The organism is Martinezella rhizogenes, from assembly GCF_027460065.1.
GTDB classification, from domain to species: Bacteria; Pseudomonadota; Alphaproteobacteria; order Rhizobiales; family Rhizobiaceae; genus Agrobacterium; species Agrobacterium rhizogenes_C.
Genome location: NZ_JAPYZZ010000016.1, coordinates 73718 through 91550, shown reverse-complemented (window position 1 = coordinate 91550; position 17833 = coordinate 73718). Strand labels below are relative to the sequence as shown.

Annotated in this window: 14 protein-coding genes; 8 read left to right on the top strand and 6 right to left on the bottom strand. The window is 59.8% G+C overall.

The features are described 5' to 3' along the window. Positions 1-83: 83 nt before the first annotated feature. The 3 genes from O8B93_RS21375 to O8B93_RS21365 all read right to left on the bottom strand — a co-directional run bounded on the left by O8B93_RS21375 (position 84) and on the right by O8B93_RS21365 (position 3755). A complete protein-coding gene (locus O8B93_RS21375) occupies positions 84-989 on the bottom strand; it encodes a hypothetical protein (protein ID WP_269711889.1) in 906 nt (301 codons plus the stop codon). A 181-nt stretch (positions 990-1170) separates the two neighbouring features. Then, a complete protein-coding gene (locus O8B93_RS21370; protein WP_269711888.1) occupies positions 1171-2283 on the bottom strand; it encodes an acyltransferase family protein in 1113 nt (370 codons plus the stop codon). A 143-nt stretch (positions 2284-2426) separates the two neighbouring features. Beyond that, entirely contained in the window at positions 2427-3755 is a 1329-nt protein-coding gene (locus tag O8B93_RS21365) for a hypothetical protein (protein WP_269711887.1), read from the bottom strand. Between the two features lie 496 nt (positions 3756-4251). Here O8B93_RS21365 and O8B93_RS21360 point away from each other — a divergent pair, with 496 nt between their 5' ends. The 5 genes from O8B93_RS21360 to O8B93_RS21340 all read left to right on the top strand — a co-directional run bounded on the left by O8B93_RS21360 (position 4252) and on the right by O8B93_RS21340 (position 10478). Then, positions 4252-5487: a glycosyltransferase family 4 protein gene (locus tag O8B93_RS21360; protein ID WP_269711886.1), complete on the top strand. Its 1236-nt coding sequence runs from the start codon at positions 4252-4254 to the stop codon at positions 5485-5487. A 161-nt stretch (positions 5488-5648) separates the two neighbouring features. Continuing rightward, positions 5649-7133, top strand: coding sequence for a lipopolysaccharide biosynthesis protein (locus tag O8B93_RS21355; protein WP_269711885.1), 1485 nt, complete (start codon positions 5649-5651; stop codon positions 7131-7133). Continuing rightward, entirely contained in the window at positions 7121-8446 is a 1326-nt protein-coding gene (locus O8B93_RS21350) for a polysaccharide pyruvyl transferase family protein (protein WP_269711884.1), read from the top strand. Before O8B93_RS21355 ends, O8B93_RS21350 begins: the two co-directional genes overlap by 13 nt. Positions 8447-8454: 8 nt before the next feature. Beyond that, positions 8455-9681, top strand: a complete 1227-nt coding sequence (locus O8B93_RS21345; RefSeq protein WP_269711883.1) for a glycosyltransferase family 4 protein — start codon at positions 8455-8457, stop codon at positions 9679-9681. A 140-nt stretch (positions 9682-9821) separates the two neighbouring features. Continuing rightward, positions 9822-10478 carry a DUF2161 domain-containing phosphodiesterase gene (locus O8B93_RS21340; RefSeq protein ID WP_269711882.1) on the top strand — a complete coding sequence of 219 codons (657 nt, stop codon included), beginning with the start codon at positions 9822-9824 and terminating at the stop codon, positions 10476-10478. A 69-nt stretch (positions 10479-10547) separates the two neighbouring features. On the opposite strand, the gene O8B93_RS21335 is transcribed toward O8B93_RS21340, so the two are convergent. Beyond that, entirely contained in the window at positions 10548-12566 is a 2019-nt protein-coding gene (locus tag O8B93_RS21335) for a hypothetical protein (protein ID WP_269711881.1), read from the bottom strand. A 229-nt stretch (positions 12567-12795) separates the two neighbouring features. On the opposite strand from O8B93_RS21335, the gene O8B93_RS21330 reads away from it, so the two are divergent. Then, positions 12796-13134: a hypothetical protein gene (locus O8B93_RS21330; RefSeq protein WP_269711880.1), complete on the top strand. Its 339-nt coding sequence runs from the start codon at positions 12796-12798 to the stop codon at positions 13132-13134. A 66-nt stretch (positions 13135-13200) separates the two neighbouring features. Here O8B93_RS21330 and O8B93_RS21325 read toward each other — a convergent pair whose 3' ends face one another. Continuing rightward, a complete protein-coding gene (locus O8B93_RS21325; RefSeq protein WP_269711879.1) occupies positions 13201-14454 on the bottom strand; it encodes an arsenic transporter in 1254 nt (417 codons plus the stop codon). Positions 14455-14791: 337 nt separating this feature from the next. Between O8B93_RS21325 and O8B93_RS21320 the strand changes: the two genes are divergently transcribed. Then, positions 14792-16486 (top strand): dihydroxyacetone kinase family protein, encoded by a 1695-nt coding sequence (locus O8B93_RS21320; protein WP_269711878.1) that lies wholly within the window; start codon positions 14792-14794, stop codon positions 16484-16486. Positions 16487-16563: 77 nt separating this feature from the next. On the opposite strand, the gene O8B93_RS21315 is transcribed toward O8B93_RS21320, so the two are convergent. Then, positions 16564-16938: a MerR family transcriptional regulator gene (locus O8B93_RS21315; RefSeq protein WP_269711877.1), complete on the bottom strand. Its 375-nt coding sequence runs from the start codon at positions 16936-16938 to the stop codon at positions 16564-16566. An 80-nt stretch (positions 16939-17018) separates the two neighbouring features. Between O8B93_RS21315 and O8B93_RS21310 the strand changes: the two genes are divergently transcribed. Then, positions 17019-17831, top strand: a complete 813-nt coding sequence (locus tag O8B93_RS21310; protein WP_269711876.1) for an aminotransferase class IV family protein — start codon at positions 17019-17021, stop codon at positions 17829-17831. Positions 17832-17833 lie beyond the last annotated feature (2 nt).

The following is a 17833-nucleotide window of genomic DNA, read 5'->3' as shown; positions in this document are numbered from 1 at the left end:
GGCGGGCGCAGGGCCCACCAAGTCACGGTTGCATCACAGAACGGTGGCAGCCTTTCCTTTTCGGAAAGGCAACTAAGCCAAACTCAAACGGGACTTGTGCTGACCGGCGTGGTGGTGTTGCCGGTCGAGAAGAAGTTATTGATCGTGGTGAACGACGTGCCGCCACCACCGGTCGTTCCGCCAACGCTACCGCCGCCGCCGGTGGGGGCGCTGCCACCACCCGCCTGGGCCGTGCCGCCTGTGGTGCCCGCGGTTCCCGAACCGCCGATGCTGTTGGCGCTGGCCGGTGAGGAACCGGCGCCGCCGATCGGCGATGCCGCGGCAGGCGCTGCCGCCGCTGCCGCCGGGCCGGCTGCCGTTCCCTGGATATTCTCGCTGAAGGCAATCAGGAGATCGGAGGGCACGCCAGGGCCTTTTGTCTGCATCTGGATGGCGGCTGCAAGGATCGTGTTGCCGTTGCGCATCGCGGTGGCATGGGCGAGCGCCAGGCCTTCGCCGACAACTTCGGAGAAGTCCTTGTTGCCGACCTTCTGGGCCAGTGCGACGACAGTGGGCAACTGGCCAGAATCGCTGAGGATCAGGGCGGAGAGCTGTTCGGAGAATTGTGCCGCGCTGGTGGAGACGGCGATGATCGGAAAACCGCTCGTCACTTTTCCGGTGACGTCTGCCGTGGCCGCATCCGTGCTGGACGCGATCGTGACGAGATCCTTGATGATTGCCGGCGTCGGAGACTGTTTGAACAGTTCCGCAGCGGTGATGGAAACGCTGTCCGGATTGGTGGCGTTGACGCGGGCCAGAAATGCAGCGGTTGATTCATCCGCGGCCTTGACGGGTGCGCCTGTAGCAGCGCTCTCCACTGCGGGTGTCTGCTGCGGGGCGGCGGGCGGAAGGGTTTCCACGGTCTGTGCGTTGGCGACTGAGGAAAAAACACCAAGGCTGGCGACGAACATCGCACCAACGAGCATCGAGCCGTTATGAATGCGGGGCATCCAACTCTCCAAATTTTTAAAATACGACTTTAAATACATCCAATGCTGGATATGGTTATCCAACATCTAAAATTTCTTTTTAAATCGCACAGCGCAAGCAAAGGATCAAGCGCTAAAATAAGACCGTGGCGGAAACCCTCAGCTATTGTTAACGGCCCGCCCCGCGCCTGTCGCGCGTTCTTCAGGACACGGCGACTTTTCGTGGTGATGTTATCAGTCTGTCACGAAGCCAGAGATTGGCCGGTGTTTCGACGAAGACGTGGAATGCATGCGCGATGGCGACAGTGCTGATGACGATGACGAGATAAACGAGGTTGCTCCATTCCGGTGGAAACGTGACGCCGCCGAGCATGGTCTTGAAGCCCCGGAAAATAAACGGGTGCAGCAGATAAAGCGCGTAGGACGAATCGCCGAGCTTTGCCAGTGGCTGTGCGAAACGGGGCAGGGAGATGTTTCGCGTCAGGGTCGCTGCCGCCATCAGCAGGATGGCGCCGCCGCCGAAGACGAGCAGCCGCGAAAAGGAGTAACATCCCGGATTGCACTGGAAGCCGATACTGCTCAGATCCGTCAGCATCCAGATCGCGAGGCCGATCAGGGCCGTGGCAATGCCGAGCAGGGGCGGCAGGCGCACGCCCCGCAGGAAAAGCGTGGCGATCAACATTCCCCCGACGAATTCGAGAATGATCGGCTGAAACCAGAAGCTGAAGGGCAGGGCGAGATCGACGCTCGCGCCGATCAGCACGGCGACCAGCAGCACGCCGGCCGTCGTGAGGACGGCGCGCTCCAGCGGCAGGAATATGAACACGGCGAAAACGAGATAAAAAAACATCTCGTAATTCAGGGTCCAGCCCAGATCGATCAGTGGAAACGGATAGGCGTCGCCATAACCCATGCTGTCATAAGGAATGAAAAGATAGGAGGTCACGATCGACTGCAGCGGCGGAAAGGCCTTCGCGCCGATAACCATCGCGATGGCGGCCATGGCAAGCCGCACGGTCAACACAAACCAGTAAAGCGGAACGATGCGGAGAAAGCGGCGCAGCAGAAAGGCGGAGCGGCCTCCCGCAGTCGCGAAATAAGGCCGGGAGGCATAAACGATGACGAAGCCGGAAATGACGAAAAACAGATCGACGCCGCCACCCAACCGCAACGCGCGGAGCGGGAAAAGCGTAAATTCCCAGTTCACATCGGCGTGCAACGCGACAATCATCACCGCCGCCACGGCGCGCATCACCTGAAGAATATCGAGACGTTGCGCCCCGGTTGCGGGCGCTTTCGTAAAGTTTTTCATCATCGTCAATCTATAAAATAAAGAAATATTTGGTAATATATTGCATCCGCTTTCGCGGAGCCGAAGTTCATTATGCAGTCAAGCTAACACGCCGCAGGCGGGCGCGATACACACAATTTTGCGATGCGGCATTTCCTCCGCACCATTCAGAAAATTTCCAGAACCGTGAGCTGGTCGCTGACCGAAAGCCGGTATTGTCCGCCTTCCTGTGCGATCGTCTGCTGGCTCACCGCACCGTCATCGAGGAAACGATGCGCCACGACGCGGTTATGCTGGCCGGCCACCGAAAATGCCGCGACCCGTTCCACGGGCGGATTTTCGATCCGGGCGGGCCATTGCCAGCCCGAAAGGGCAAGCCAGACCGGCACGAGCAAAGCGCCATCCTGCCTTCTTAGAGGCATGGCCAACCTTTGGGCGTCGCTATCGAGGAAGGTGACCTCTCGTTCCACAGATGTCGTCTGGCGGCCTGCCTTGCAGAGCGAAAGAAGGCCACGGACGGCCTCATAAGCGGGTGTACGGCTCAGATCGTGACGCAGGAGGCCGAAGGAGGATTCTGGGTTCGTCGCATCGGCGGCGAAGCTTGAAACCAGTTCATAAATATAAGACCGGCGGATGCCGCTGATGAAACTCCAGAGCAGCATGCGCGGCATGTATCGCGCCTTGATGCCTTCGGTGACGGGAAAATGGAAAGTCTTCGTCTGCAGCGAGGTATGGTAGCCCATTTCCGTGGCGAGCACCGCCCTGCCGGCCGCTATATGCGCTGAAGCCGCGACGGATTTCGAGAGCGCACCCGGACCGGTGGTTTCGGGATGTTCCATCCCCGCATAGGGATGAATATTGCCATAGTCGCACACATCCTTCAGGTCCAATGCCAGTGCCCTGTGCGTCAGGACATAGCTTGGCGCCGCGACGGGCACCGCGCTCAGTTGCGGATTCGAATGGACGGCGTTGTAAAGGGCCGCCTGATGCTCCGCCGAAATGCGTGGGGCATTTTGCGGATCCTTCGTCAGGTTCGGTTCATTGCTGCCTTCGAAAATATCGATCCCCCCGTCACACCACGCGTAAAAATCCGCGAGCCTGTCGAGCGGTGTGGATACATAGGGGTTGAGATTGTCGTAACAGATGATGGTGAGGCGAATATCCGATGCCACGATCCGGCGCAGCCTCTGGAAAACGGGGCTGTCGCGACTGTCTTTCGGCGTGATGAGGCCGTCATCCCGCAGATGTCGCACGCCGAGTGCTTCGAATTCCGGCATGATCCGGTCGAATTGTTCCGTATAGATGCCGTTGGGGCGGGTGAAATGACCACACACGCCAATGCTGTCCAGAAAGGCGTCGGTCGTGGTGGAGGCAATCGTTTGGGCCCTTACGGAAACGGGCCGCAGACCCGAGGCGGCGACCAATGCAAGGGGGGCTGCTGAAAGCAGGCTGCGCCGTGTCAGGCTGCCCAGGGCGATCGGCTGTTTTCCATTCATAGGCGTCTCCCGGCTGGTGCGGAGAAAAATACGGGGCAGGCATCATCCGATCGACGTCGCCGTCTCAATGGCAATGACGCCACCCAACATGTCGAGGTCAGAATGTGCTTGATGTTTCTGGCATCTGCAGACGCTCCAAAATCCATGTCTTTGAAATAAAATAAATATTATCGATCAGAATAGCATTATCGGCGAGAATGAAGCCTATTGCTTCCCTTCGCCGTCATTTAAAACTGTTTAAAACGGTAACACGGGAAAGGTTCTTTTCGCAACACCGCATGACTTTTACCGCGCCGCGAAAAAAATCACTTGAAATGCCGCCGGTTCCCGTGCTTTTTGAAAAGTAGATTTTGGTAATTCATATTTTCAAACATTAGATCCGCTCCGGTTCCTGTATTTTTTACAGATATCTCACTGGTCTCCAGCACTACGGGGAGACAAACGAGCCGGGATGGACGCCATACATTTTCGATGAAGGAAAATAGAGCGTATCCGCATGAGAATTCTCCATCTTAGCAGCCTTTATCCGCCGCATATCGTTGGTGGATGCGAACGCTCGGTCGAACATCTCGCCGAGGAACTCGTTTCCATGGGCCACACGGTCGGCGCTGCCTGTATCGAGCGGCAGGCCGAACCGAAAACGGTGCGCAACGGTGTCACCGTTTACCGCATGTTCCATAACAACGACTTCTGGCTTGAGGACTGGCCGCAATATTCGCCGCAGCAGCGGCGTATGCAAAAGCTCAAGCAGCAGTGGAATTTCGACGTCGAAAAGCAGTTCGAGGCCGTTCTCGACGATTTCAAGCCTGATGTTCTCAATACCCATTCGCTGCTGGATGTGACGACGCTGGTGTGGCGGGCGGCGCAAAAGCGCGGCATTCCGATCGTCCATACGATCTGCGAATATGATCTTCTCTGCGGCAACGCCGCCATGTTCAAGGGCGGCAAGCCCTGCGAACATATCCATCTCGGCTGTCAGGTGGTGAATTTCTCCAAGAAATTCACGCAACGTTACATCAGCGCGGTGGCAAGTGTCGGCACTGAAATCCTCAAGACACATGTCAATCACGGGCTTTTCCACCACATTCCGGAAAGCCTGCGCCGCGTCATCTTTTATTCCTGCACGGTGCCGGGCGGCGACCCTGTCGCACGCCGGCAGATCGACCGGACGGGCCGGCCGCTGACCTTCGGTTATATCGGCCGCATCAATACCGAAAAGGGCGTCGGCAACATGGTCGATGCCTTCAAGGAAATCGGCCACGGCAACTGGCGCTGTCTGGTCGCCGGCCATGCCATGGATGATTCCATCGAGCGTTTCACGGCGCAGGCCGGCGATCTGCCGATCGAATTCGTCGGCTGGGCAAAGCCGAAGGAGTTCTTCGAAGAGATCGATGTGCTCATCGTCCCTTCCTTCTGGGCCGAGCCTTCGCCACGCACCATCTACGAGGCCTATGCCATGGGCGTCCCGGTCATCGGCGCGGCCTCGGGTGGTATTCCGGAGCTGATCGGCGAGACGAACCATGACTGGCTGTTCGAGCCGGGCAATGTTGCCGAGCTTGCGGACCGCATCCGCCGGGTTTTGACGCTGTCGCGCGAAGAGCTGCCGACGGAGGCCGATTTCGGAAACATCGTCGAGGAATCCACCTCGCGCCGCGTCGGCGAAAATTACGTGAAACTTTATGAGGACGTGCTGGCGAAAAGCAGGGAAAGCCGAACCTTACGCGCATCCTAGACCGGCAACGGACCCGGTCCGTTGCAAGCGTTTCTTCCAAGGAGAAAGCACATGGTAGAAGGCAATATCGGCGCCGTCCGTTTTCCCATGCCGGACTTCGGTCGTGTTCCTGCCGCTGAAGTCGTCGTCCTGCCGCGACCGGCCTTTCAGGCGGTGGGTTGATGGCGGAGCAACAGTCGATAGGCAGCGCTGCCCTAACTGGCGTTTTCTGGTCCATCGTTCAGAACTGGGGCGGCAAGCTTTTCACCTCCATCCTCTTCATCGTGCTGGCCCGTTTCCTCAGCCCCACCGATTACGGCATGGTGGCGACCGCCGGGCTGGTGCTGATGCTGATTCAGATGGTGTCTGAATTCGGCTTCGGAGATGCAATCGTGCAGAAGCGCGATCTGCAGCCAAGCGACGTCAACCTGCCATTTTACGCCTCCGTCACTGTCGCAACACTGCTGGCCGTAACCGTGTGCGTGTTTTCATCGGAACTGGAACGCTGGTTCGAGGTCGAGGGGCTGGCGCCGATCATCGTGGCGATCTGCATATTGCTGCCGCTAAACACGGCTTCGCTGTTTCAGGAGGTGAATTATCGCCGCGCACTCGCCTTCAAGCCGCTGGCGATCCGAACCTTCATTTCAAACATCGTCGGTGGCGGCGTGGCGATTGCTTTCGCAATCATGGGGCTCGGAGTCTGGAGCCTGGTGGTCCAGACATATGTCGCAACCATCGTCACGCTGATCTGGCTCTGGCGAAAACCGCATTGGCTGCCGGGCACCACGCTCAATCTCCGCAGCTTCGTCGAACTGCTGCGCTTCGGCACGTCTGCCCTCGGCCTTCGCATCGTGGATTTCGGGGCCACCCGGCTGATCGATTTCATGATCCTCGGGCGCTACGGGGTCGCGCTGTTCGGTCTCTATACCGTCGGCAGCAGGCTCTATCAGCTTCTCATGCAATTGCTCCAGGCGGCGCTTTACGATGTTTCGCTGACCGTGCTTTCGCGCATATCGCACGAGCGGGAGCGGATGGCGGCACTCTACAAACAATCGATCACCATGTCGGCAATCTTCTCGACACCGATCTTCATGCTTTCGGCAGCGCTTGCGCCGGAAATCTGCAACGTATTGTTCGGTGCAAGGTGGCAGGGTGCCGACGGGGTGGCGCAACCGCTGCTGCTGCTTGGCGCGCTGCAATGCGTCCAGTTTCAAAACGCGCCGTTTCTGTCGGCGCGCGGCAAGCCTGACAAGGTGCTGATTGCCGGAAGCGTCAAGGCGATTTGCACGATCCTGCTGATCCTGCTGGTGCCGACAGACAGCATCCGGCAGATCGTCATCGTTTATGCTTTCGGACAGCTGACCTCGACACCCTTCACATTCTTCTTCGTCGCGCGCGAACTGGGCATCTCGCTGTGGAGGATATTCCTGCTGCTTCTGCCGAGCTTTGCCTCCAGCGGCTTCTGCTTCCTGCTCGTTCAGTGGATACGTCCGGAGGTCAAGCTGCTGGGTGCCGGTGATTTCATATCCGGCATCCTGCTCGGGTCCATTTTCGGCGTGGCATATCTCCTCCTTCTGGCCCTGACGGCAAGGAGCGAGGCCCGGTCCGCCATCGCGCTCGTCACGGGCAAAATCATGTCCCGAAAGGAAAGCAAATGCGCAAGCTGATCAAGAAAATGCTGCCGGCCCCGCTGCGCCAGAGAGTGGTGAGCTATATCGAGCGGCGCAACCGGGATATCGCCTTCCGGCAACTCTTTGACGATCTGCAGACATTGAAGGCCGGCATCAAGCCCATCGCTGCCGGCGGTCCATTGCGCCGGCTTTTGATCGTGGCCGGTGATCCCATCACCCTTTTCGGGTCGCTGGGCGATGATGCGATGATCACCGCGACGCTGCAACATGCCCGTGCCAGCAATCCCGATGTCGAGATCGATATCCTTGTCGATGGCATGGCTTATGCCGATGCCGCCTATCAAAGGGGCTTCGTCCCCGTCGATATCTTCAGCAAGCCCGATTTCATAAAGGCCCTGGCCCAGCAGTTCCAGACCCGGCAATATGATTGCGTGGTCGTCGTCGGTGCGGATGTCATGGATGGATATTACCACCCGCTGGTCAGCGCGAAACTTCTCGCAAGTGCGGATCTGGCCGCGGCTGCCGGAATCAAGAACGTCATCCTCGGCTTCAGCTTCAACGAAACGCCGCATCCTGATCTGGCCATGTTCTATCGGTCGCTTCACCCGGAATGCTCGCTGAAGGTGCGTGACGTTATCTCGCTCGAGCGCCTGCAATCCTTCGCAAAGACCAATGCCGCGCTTGTTGCCGATTCCGCCTTCAGCCTTGTGCCTTCCGAGCCCGATGAGGACACGCGGTCCTGGATCGCGCGAAAAAAGGCCGAGGGATACAGGGTCATGGGTTTCAACCTGCATCCCATGCTGTTCAAGAACGCGGATCGCGCGCAGACCGAGGCCATCATCAGGCATGCGGCGGAGGCATTGCAATATGCAGCCGATGCGCGGCCCGTGTGCTGGCTGCTTATCCCGCATGACTACCGCGACAATGTTGGCGATCAGGCCTATCTGAAAGCCATAACCGAACTGGTCCCGGGAGCGCGAGCAGACAGGGTCCGATATCTCGATGGCAAACGGTCGGCACCCGTTTTGAAGGGGATCGCAGGCCAGCTTGATGGCCTCGTCAGCGGTCGCATGCATCTTGCCATCGCTGCGCTCGGCAAGGGTGTTCCTGCAATCTGCGTCGCCTATCAGGGCAAGTTCGAAGGGCTGTATCGGCATTTTGGCCTGTCTGCAGCCAATCTGCTTTCACCTGCCGCATTCCTGACCCAGGATGGGATAAAGAAGGCGCTGGTGGAGTTTATCGATCAATCCGACGAGATTCGTGAACGTGTCGGGAAAAAGCTGCCGGATATTCTTGCGATGTCCAAGAGCAATTTTCAGGTGTTCGAGACCTTCTCGGCACGGGCCTGAGTTCGTTTATGAAGGTCGCTTTTGTCTCGGCATTTCCGGTCGTTCCTGCCAATGAGGGTGCGCGGAGCAGGATTCTCCAGCTGACGCGTGCCGTGCGCAGCCTCGGCCACGAGGTGCATTTTGTCCATGTCGATGGCACGATTGCTGCCGATTTCGATCGGGCGGGGCACGAGGCGGAATTCGGGCCGGATCACCTGCACCTTGTTGCCCGGCAGGCAGGCGGCTTGAAGAGCAGGCTTGCCGGTGATGTCGGTTTAGACCTTGGCTTGACGGCGTTTCGCGCCGTCCGAAAGGTCCACCGGCTGCTTGGCCGCGAGAGTGGCTTTTATAATCATCTCGATGAGTTCTATTACCCGGAAATCGGCCGGCAGGTTCGGGATATTCAGCGCCGGCTTGGCATCGATGCCGTCATTGTCGAATATGCCTTTCATTCGCGGGCATTTCTGGGCTTGCCGGATGATGTACTGCGTATTCTTGACACCCATGATTCCTTCGCCGACCGACATAAGGCCTTCATCAACACCGCGAACAAATATGGATACTGGTTCTCGGTGCCGCCGGCCGTGGAGCGCAAGGCTCTGCGCCGTGCGGACGTGGTTGTCGCCATTCAGGAGGAGGAAGAGCAGTCGTTCCGGCAGCGGCTGGGGGCTGAGCCACCGGTCGTCGCGACCGTCAGCCATATTCTCGATCTTGGTGGAAGGGTGGAGGATTTCACCCCGAGCGACTTTCTGTTTCTGGGCTCGGGGAATGACGCCAACATCATTTCCCTGAAGTCGTTCCTCCAGAACATCATGCCGCTGGTGAGAGCGGCCAGACCGGACATTCGTCTGGTTCTTGCAGGCGGCATATGCGGCAAGATCGAGGATGGGGAGGGCATTCTCAAGCTTGGACGTGTCGATAATCTGAAGGAGGCCTTCGCCCGTGCGCCACTTTCGATCAATCCCATCACGCTTGGAACGGGCATTAACATAAAATTGCTCGATGCTCTCGCCGCGGGGGTTCCGACGATCAGCACCCGGACAGGCGCGAGGGGGCTTTCGGACCGATACCGGCGCGGCGTGGTCATTGTTGACGATAACGACCATCAGGTTTTTGCCGACGCAATCCTGCAGCTGGCCGCGAGCCGGGATCAGCGGCAGGAACTGGGAAACAAGGCCTTCGAGGATGCCATTGAGTGGAATCGTCGGCAGATGGCGGCCCTTGATGATATTCTGACCGGCAGGAAGCCCGGATAAGGTACGAGTTTTCCCGTCGGACGTCGTCCCTCGCCGAGCAGACCGATATCGGTAATTCAATGCCGGGCGCACCGAGGGTTGTTCTCGGTGGGCGGATCGATGTATTCAGGGGCCGGATCGTCACTTGAACCCGCTGGTATATGGAAACGTCGCTTTATCTGCCCGTCAAAGGGTTTCTTGAAAAGGCCGGTTACACCGTCAAGGGTGAAGTTGGTGGTTGTGACCTCGTTGGCCTCAGCGACGACGACCCGGCTGTTGTCGTGATCTGCGAGCTGAAACTCAGCTTCAATCTGGAACTTATCCTGCAGGCTGTCGATCGTGCGGCCATCGCAGACGAGGTCTGGATCGCGGCGCGGGTTTCGGCCAGGGGCAGGGGCCGCGAGGCCGACAAACGCTATCGGGATCTCTGCCGCAGGCTCGGTATCGGCATGCTCGGTATTTCCGATATCGGCGATGTCAGCGTTCTCGTCGGCTCCGTGACCCCCATGCCGCGCACCAATCCGAAAAGGCGCTCCCGGCTCATGCGTGAACACCAGAGGCGGCGCGGCGATCCGGCGGTGGGTGGCAGCACACGCGCACCAATCATGACCGCCTATCGCCAGCAGGCACTCGGCTGCGCGGTGGCGCTGGCGTCCGGCCCCCTGCGCGTGCGTCAGATCAGCTCCAGCGTACCGGACGCGGGCAAAATCCTGCTCGCGAATGTCTATGGCTGGTTCGAACGGCTCGATCGGGGAATCTATGGCCTGACGGCGGCGGGGCAGGAAGCCCTGCAGAGATGGCCGCAACCGGCAGCCTGACACGAAAGCCTGCGTTCCATAAACCGGAAGGCCTTCGCGGCCTTCCGGGGCTTGTCAAACGGCAGCGGCTTATTCAGCCGTTGCCTGAATGTCGACCTTGTCGAGCAGAAGCATCGGATTGTCGGAGGCGGCGACGAGATCCAGAAGGCCGAGGCCGTTTGCACCTGTTGACTTGACCGTAACCGTCAGCGTTCCCGGGGTGCTGATGAAGCGGCCGAGCGCCTCCACCGCATTTTGAAGCTTCGGCTGTTCAGCCGCGACCTGCTGCAGCAGGGCACTTGCCACCAATGTCAGGGTGGCGCGAACCTCTGCCTCGGTCATGTCGTTCTGCAGGGCATAGAGCTTGACCGCCTTGGCCATCAAACCTTCGTCCTTGATTGTGAGTTTAACCTCGCGACCGGCCAGCCCGAAGAGCGCGGCCTGGGCCCGACCAATGTCGAAGGAGAAGAACTCTTCCGTAAACCCGCTTGCCAGACCGGAGAAATTGACGCTGCCAATATCCTTGCCGCTGAACGAGATTTCCCGGATCATCAGGTTGTTGTTCGGCTGATCCCAGCCTGCGGAGAGGCCATATGACAGGGCGAGCGATTCGATGCCCAGCTTGCGCGCCTCGACGAAAACCTCCTCCGACGAATCCGCCGGGATGGGAAGGGAAAGATCGTCCTGCCGGATTTTGATATCCGTCGGGATGCCATTGAAGGGCTTCGTCAGTCCCATCTCGAAGTTCTTGAGCGTGAACTTGATGCGCTCCGGCGTACCTTTCGTTTCCTCTTCGGTCTCTTCGTCCGACTTTTCGGGCGCAGCCACATCAACATTGATGCCGCCGACGCGGACCGTCCCCAGTTCCGGTATCAGACGGTTGAACGGGAAGGTCTCGATCTCCGTATCATCGAGCCCGGCGAGCTCAGAAATTGCCTCGATCGTCGAAGTCCAGTCAAAACCCTTGAGGCTTGCCTCATCGAATTTGATCGTGTCGTCTCCATTTCCGACCGACATGCCATTCAGACCGAAATCGAGCTTGCGGCCGTCCATCTGCATATCGATACGATCGATCGTGGCCTTGACCCTCTTGCCGGCTGCTGCCTCGCTTTCGTCAGGCGCGTCCATCTTGAACCCGATCATCTGCATGTTGCTCTTGCCGATGATATCGAGAATAGAGATGACCTTCTTGAAATAGGCCTTGCGCTCCTCCGGGGACAGCTCCTCGGGCTTCTTGTCCGCCGCCAGGGCTTTCATGGTTTCGAGAATCGGCTCAGCCGGCATGCGGGCGGTAAAACCGTCGCTGCGGATTTCGTTATAGCTGAAACGGCCATCACCTTCCGAGAACGAAATCGCGCTGACGGACATCGGACCGTAGACAGGTTTTGCGTCCTTGTCTTCCGGACCGGCTTTTTCCGTATAGAGCCGGGCGAGATAAGCGACGTCGATATCCTGACCGGCGATGGCGCCCGTCGAGACGACCATATGCTTCTTTTCCATCGCGCCGCTATTGTCCGGCAGATCCATCTGGATGTCGAAATTGGCATTGTCGATGGAATAACGGGCGATCCGGCCGCCGGCGATATCAGAGAAAGCCACGTTCTTGTAAACGGTCTTCTGCTCGCTGGTCGTGATGGACTGTGTAAGGGTCAGTTCCGGCGTGGAAATGCGCGATGCCCCGAAGCGCTCGATGCGCTTTACAAGAGAATTGGCATTGCCATCGGCTGCTGTCGCGGGCCTTTCAAAGGCGGCATTTTCGACGCGCGCCTGCGCCATCGAGACTTTCCCGGCGGGCATATCGATATTGATGTCATTCATGTCCAGCGCACCGTCGAGGAACGGCAATTTCGGACGTCCGTCGATGGCCGCAATCTTGATGTTTTTGCCGTCTTCAAGCGGCAATGTCAGATCGCGAATATGGATTTTTCCGAGAAAATCGACTTCCACGGAACCGGCCGTCGCACCGCTGCGGGCAACGAGTTCGTTGACCTTCGTCTGGTAGAAGCTCTTGCCTCCCACGACACCTGCTGCGGCCACCGCAATGATCGCAACCGCCGCCCATAGTGCCTTGCGCCGGCCCTTGCCGGTCTGGGTAGTTGTCTGTTCCAAGAATTCGTCCTCTGTGACGCCAATGAGACTATGCGCCTTTTAAGCACGCAAAAGTTGCTTCGCAAGCCGCTGTTAAGGGAAAACCAGCGCGTATTTCGCGTAAATCCTAACCGACCGTCGCGCCCGATGACACAGCCCCCCAATAATCAAGAATTATTTTTTGTGGTCGGCAACTGAGGGGGCGTGAGGCCGTTTTCTCTGCGTTGTCCAACCCAAGAGGCCCATCCTCATGAAAAAGCTGATCATTGCAGGTGCTGCGATACTTCTCGCAGCGGGAACCGCCTTTGCGCAACAGCCGCCACCGCCGCCGCCCGGTCCTGCGGATGGCATGGCCCGCCCAGATGCGCCGCCACCGCCTCCATCACCGCCCTATCCCGGTCCGAAGGATGCCGGCCCCGGTGAAGATGGACCACGCGGCCATATGCCGCCTCCGCCTCCGCCGTCGAAAGGCGCGCATTTCCGCCTTCAGCAGGGCGACATCAAGATCGATGTCAAATGTGCCGATGACGAGCCGATGAAGGCATGCGCCGATATCGTCCTGCAGCTGATCGACAAGATCAACGAATAATCGACGCGACCGGAAGCGGCGCAACAGCGCCGCTTCACGCCACCCTGACTAGGTCCTCTGCGAGCATCAGAGAAGCAATGTTGCAAGCGACGCCAGCAGGGCCGGGGTCATGACGACGACGCCCAGTTTGAGAAAATCCAGCGCGCTCACATGCAGACCTTCACGCCGGAGTGCTGACAGCCACAGGATGGTTGCAAGCGACCCCGTGACCGACAGGTTCGGTCCCAGGTCGACGCCGATCAGCACCGCGGCGGTGACATTGTCGGGCACCTGTGCAGCCTGAACGGCGCTAGCGGCGAAGAGACCAGCCGGCAGGTTGTTGACGAGGTTGGAGAAAAGGGCGACGGCCACGCCGCCAATCCCGATGGCCTGTGCCTCGGAGTGCAGGCTCAGCGCCTTCAACTGCTCGGCAACGACGGCGGTGATGCCCGTGTGGCTGACGGCTTCGACGATGACGAACAGGCCCGCAACGAGCGGCAGCACCCCCCAGCTCACATCCTTGATGATCTCCACCGGGTTCTGCCGCACGATGGCAAGTACGAGGATAGTCGTGATCACGCCGGCAAGGAAGGTCGGAAGGCCGAGATCCATGTGGAATGCCGAGGCCGACAGCAGCACGGCGGCGGTTGCCAAAAGGCCGACGCCCGCCAGTTTCGCGGGCAGGCTGAGGGTTGGGCGTTCCACCCGATTAGCGACGGTGTCTTCGGCGAGAACACGGCGCTGCGACCAGTAGAGCGCGAGAAAAGTGACAAGGATTGCCGCAATCGACGGAAGCAGGAAGGTATCCAGCCAGCGGGACAGCGGCGGCATTTCGCCGCCGGCAAAAATGACGAGGTTGGCCGGGTTGGAGATCGGCAGCACGAAACTCGCCGCATTGGCAATGAAGGCGCAGATATAAAGGTAAGGAAGCGGATCCTTGACCCTGGCAGCGCGGCAGGCCGCATAAACGGCAGGCGTTAGGACAACGGCGGTTGCGTCGTTGGAAAGAAGCGCGGTGACGATGACGCCGATCAGGTAGATCAGCACGAAGAGGCGCCGCGCCGAGCCTCTGGCGTAAGAGATAGCAACGGCGGCGACCCAGTCGAACAGGCCTTCGCGCCGGGCAAGCTCGGACAGCAGCATCATGCCGGTCAGGAACAGGTAGACGTCGAGACCCTTGATCACCCCCGACCAGACTTCCGCAGGCGTCAAAATTCCGAGAGCGAGGATCAGCAGCGCTCCGGCGACCGCCCAAATGGCCTCGGGCAATCGGAAAGGCCTGATCACCACGCCTGCCGCAGTCGCGACCGCAATGGCCGCCGTATAATAAGCAGCGCTCATGTGTTTCCTTGATGCTGGTTGTTGAGGTTGGTCAGGTGGTGGGTTGCGTCTTGTTACTTCAGTATTGTTCTTCGCGACGGGGCGGCCTGTCGAGAAGAAGAGAGATCACCGGCGTCCTATACAATGTTGCAAGCGGGCTGGCCAGAAGTCTGCCGACAATTACACAGCCGGGAAGGCTTGTACTGTTCCGCGCTCGAAGCTTCTGCGTGCATGTTCGGCGGTTGCAATCGGCGGGGAGATCGTGCTTGTTCACTGTTCAAATGGCACCTGCGCGTCTCCAGCGTGATCAGGTGCCAGTACCGCCCGCCGGCTGACGCACTGCATCGAGGAGTAAGGCATGAAGAAGCTCATCAATGACCCATCCACCGTTGTCCGGGATATGCTGGAGGGCGTCGTGGCACTCAGCTCCGAAACCATCCTGCTTCAGGATGAGAATGTGGTCATACGCTCCGGCCTGCCTGAGGCGGACAAGCGCAAGGTGGCGGTGCTTTCGGGGGGCGGCAGCGGACATGAGCCGGCCCATGCCGGTTATGTCGGCGCGGGGATGCTGACGGTGGCGGTGGCGGGTGATGTCTTCACTTCGCCCAGCACCGATGCGGTTCTCGCCGGCATCAGGGCTGCGGCCGGTCCTGCCGGTGCGCTCGTCATCGTCAAGAACTATACGGGCGACCGGCTGAATTTCGGACTGGCGGCGGAACTGGCGAGGGCCGAAGGTACCCCTGTCGAGATCGTTGTCGTCGCCGACGACGTTGCCTTGAAGGATACGGTTCCCGCCGATCGCCGCCGCGGGATTGCGGGTACGGTGCTTGTGCACAAACTGGCCGGGGCCGCAGCGGAAAAGGGGCTTCCTCTCCATGAGGTCGCCCGCATCGCCCGAGAGGCGGCCGCAAATTTGTCTTCCATGGGTGTCTCGCTGGGCTCCTGCACGCTGCCGGCCGTGGGCAAGCCGGGCTTCGTGCTGGGCGATGCCGAGATCGAAGTCGGGCTCGGCATCCACGGTGAACAGGGCGTGCAGCGGATGCCCATCGCCTCGGCTGACGCGCTCGTGAAGCTGGTGATCGAAACGATCGAAGCCGACGGCAAGCTCGCCGGCGGCGATCGCGTCGCGCTGCTGGTCAACGGCCTGGGGTCAACGCCGCCGATGGAACTCGCCATCGTCGCACGGTCGGCGGTCGCGTTGCTGGAGGCGAAAGGCGTCGTCGTGGAACGAGCCTGGGCCGGCACTTTCCTTTCGGCCCTCGATATGCCGGGGTTTTCGTTGTCGGTCCTGCAGGTGGACGACGCCGCGCTCGGCCTCATCGATGCGCCAACCGAGGCCGGCGCATGGCCGCGCGGCGGTGCGGTGAACCGCAAGCGGGTTTTGCCCTCGGCAAACGCTGAAAAGGCCGCGGTTGCGGCAAACAGGGTGACGGCGGCCGGCGAAAGGCTGCATTCCCTGGCAGAACGGGCCGCGAAAGCCCTGATCGCCGCAGAGCCCAGGCTGACGCAGCTCGATAGCGTCGCGGGTGACGGCGACCTCGGTGCCAGCATGGTGCGTGGCGGCGAGGCAATCCTTGCGCTGACGAAAGAGAGCTTCGGCGACGTTTCCGATGGATTGATGGCGATGGCCAATGCGATGCGCAAGGCCATCGGTGGAAGCTCGGGCCCGTTCTATGCCACGGGTCTCATGCGTGCTTCGCGCCAGCTGGCAGGGATTTATGAGCCAACGGCACAGCAGATGGCGGAAGCATTCACGGCGGCCGTTGCGGCGGTCTCGGAACTGGGTGGGGCGAAGCCGGGTGATCGGACGATGATCGATGCGCTTCATCCGGCAGCGGAAACTTTCAGGGACAAGCTTGCGGAAGGCGCTTCGGCAGAAGAGGCCTGGCAATCCGCCGTGGCGGCGGGCTTGGCGGGCGCCGAGGCGACAGCCGCGATGAAGCCTCGGCTCGGGCGCGCGAGTTACCTCGGTGAGCGGGCGGTCGGGCATCCCGATGGCGGCGCGGTCGCCGTCGGCATCTGGCTAGAAGCTATCGAGGGTGCCAGAGGATAGGCTTGCTCCCGGTTCCCTGATGTGGCGGTGGAGATGCCCGTCCGCCATCCGTCCCATGCAGCGGATGCCACGTTGATTTACGAGCGGCTTGAAGCCGGGGTGGATCGCTCGAAGGTTTCCAGAAGGTCCGTCAGCAGATTTTGGCTTTTGGAAAGGCTCTTCATCTGCTCTTCGACCCTGCCGATCTGCATCCGCAACTTCGATTTCAATTCGTCGCATGGCTGGAAGGCTTGCCGCTGATCGAGGGAGCAGGGCAGGAACTCCCTGACATTGGCGAGGGTCATGCCGGCATTGCCGAGCAGAAGGATGCGCTCGACCGTGTCAACGTCGGCGACATCGTAGTCCCGATATCCGGCCTCCGTGCGGGCGGGGGCGAGAAGGCCTTCGGCCTCGTAATAGCGGAGCATTCTGATGCTCACGCCGGTTTTCAGGGAGAGTTCGCCGATCTTCATTTCCAGCCCTTGACTCTGACAGCGCTGTCAGACTGTAGGGAAGGTGCTCCACGATGTAAACGCGCTTCAGGAGCTTGAAAATGACTGACAAACCCCGCTTTCGCACCGAACTTGATGGCCGGGCAGCGACCGCAGAAGACTTATCACCGCTGGCTTTCGCAGGTTTCGCGCATTTCACCGCCATGCAGGTGCGGGACGGCGCGGTGCGCGGCCTCGATCTTCACCTCGCAAGGCTGAGGTCGGCATCGAAAGAATTTTTCGGCAAGACCTTGCCGGATGATCTGGTGCGCGACCGGCTGCGGACAGCGATCCATGCAGGCCCGCCGGCCCTGTCCCTGACGGCCACCCTGTTTTCGCGCAATGGTGAATTCACCCGGACGGGAGCAGAGAACGACCCCGCCATTCTCGTTCGCACAGCGCCTGCCTTTGATGATCCAAAGCAATCCCTGCATCTGGCGCTCGTAAACCATGAACGCCCCTTCGCAACGATCAAACATGTCGGCGAAGCATCGAAAACCTATTTCCTTCGCAAGGCCGTCGAGGATGGATATGACGATGCAGCCTTTGTCGACGCGCGCGGATATCTAAGCGAAGCAACCATCTGGAATCTCGCCTTTTGGGATGGCGAAGCGGTGGTCTGGCCAAGGGCTGATATTCTTGCCGGTATCACGATGAGCATCATTCGCCGCCAGCTCGACGCGCTCGGCATCGCTCAGCGCGAGCAACTGATCCGTCCCGCCGATCTCAGCGATATCAAAGGCGCGGTCGTGATGAATTCCCTGACTCCCGGTATTCCGGTCGAAGCTCTGGGGCCGCATCGCGTGCCCTTGGCGCCTTCTTTCGTGAAAATGCTCCACCAGGCCTACGAGCGCGAGCCGCTGGTGAAAATCTGACC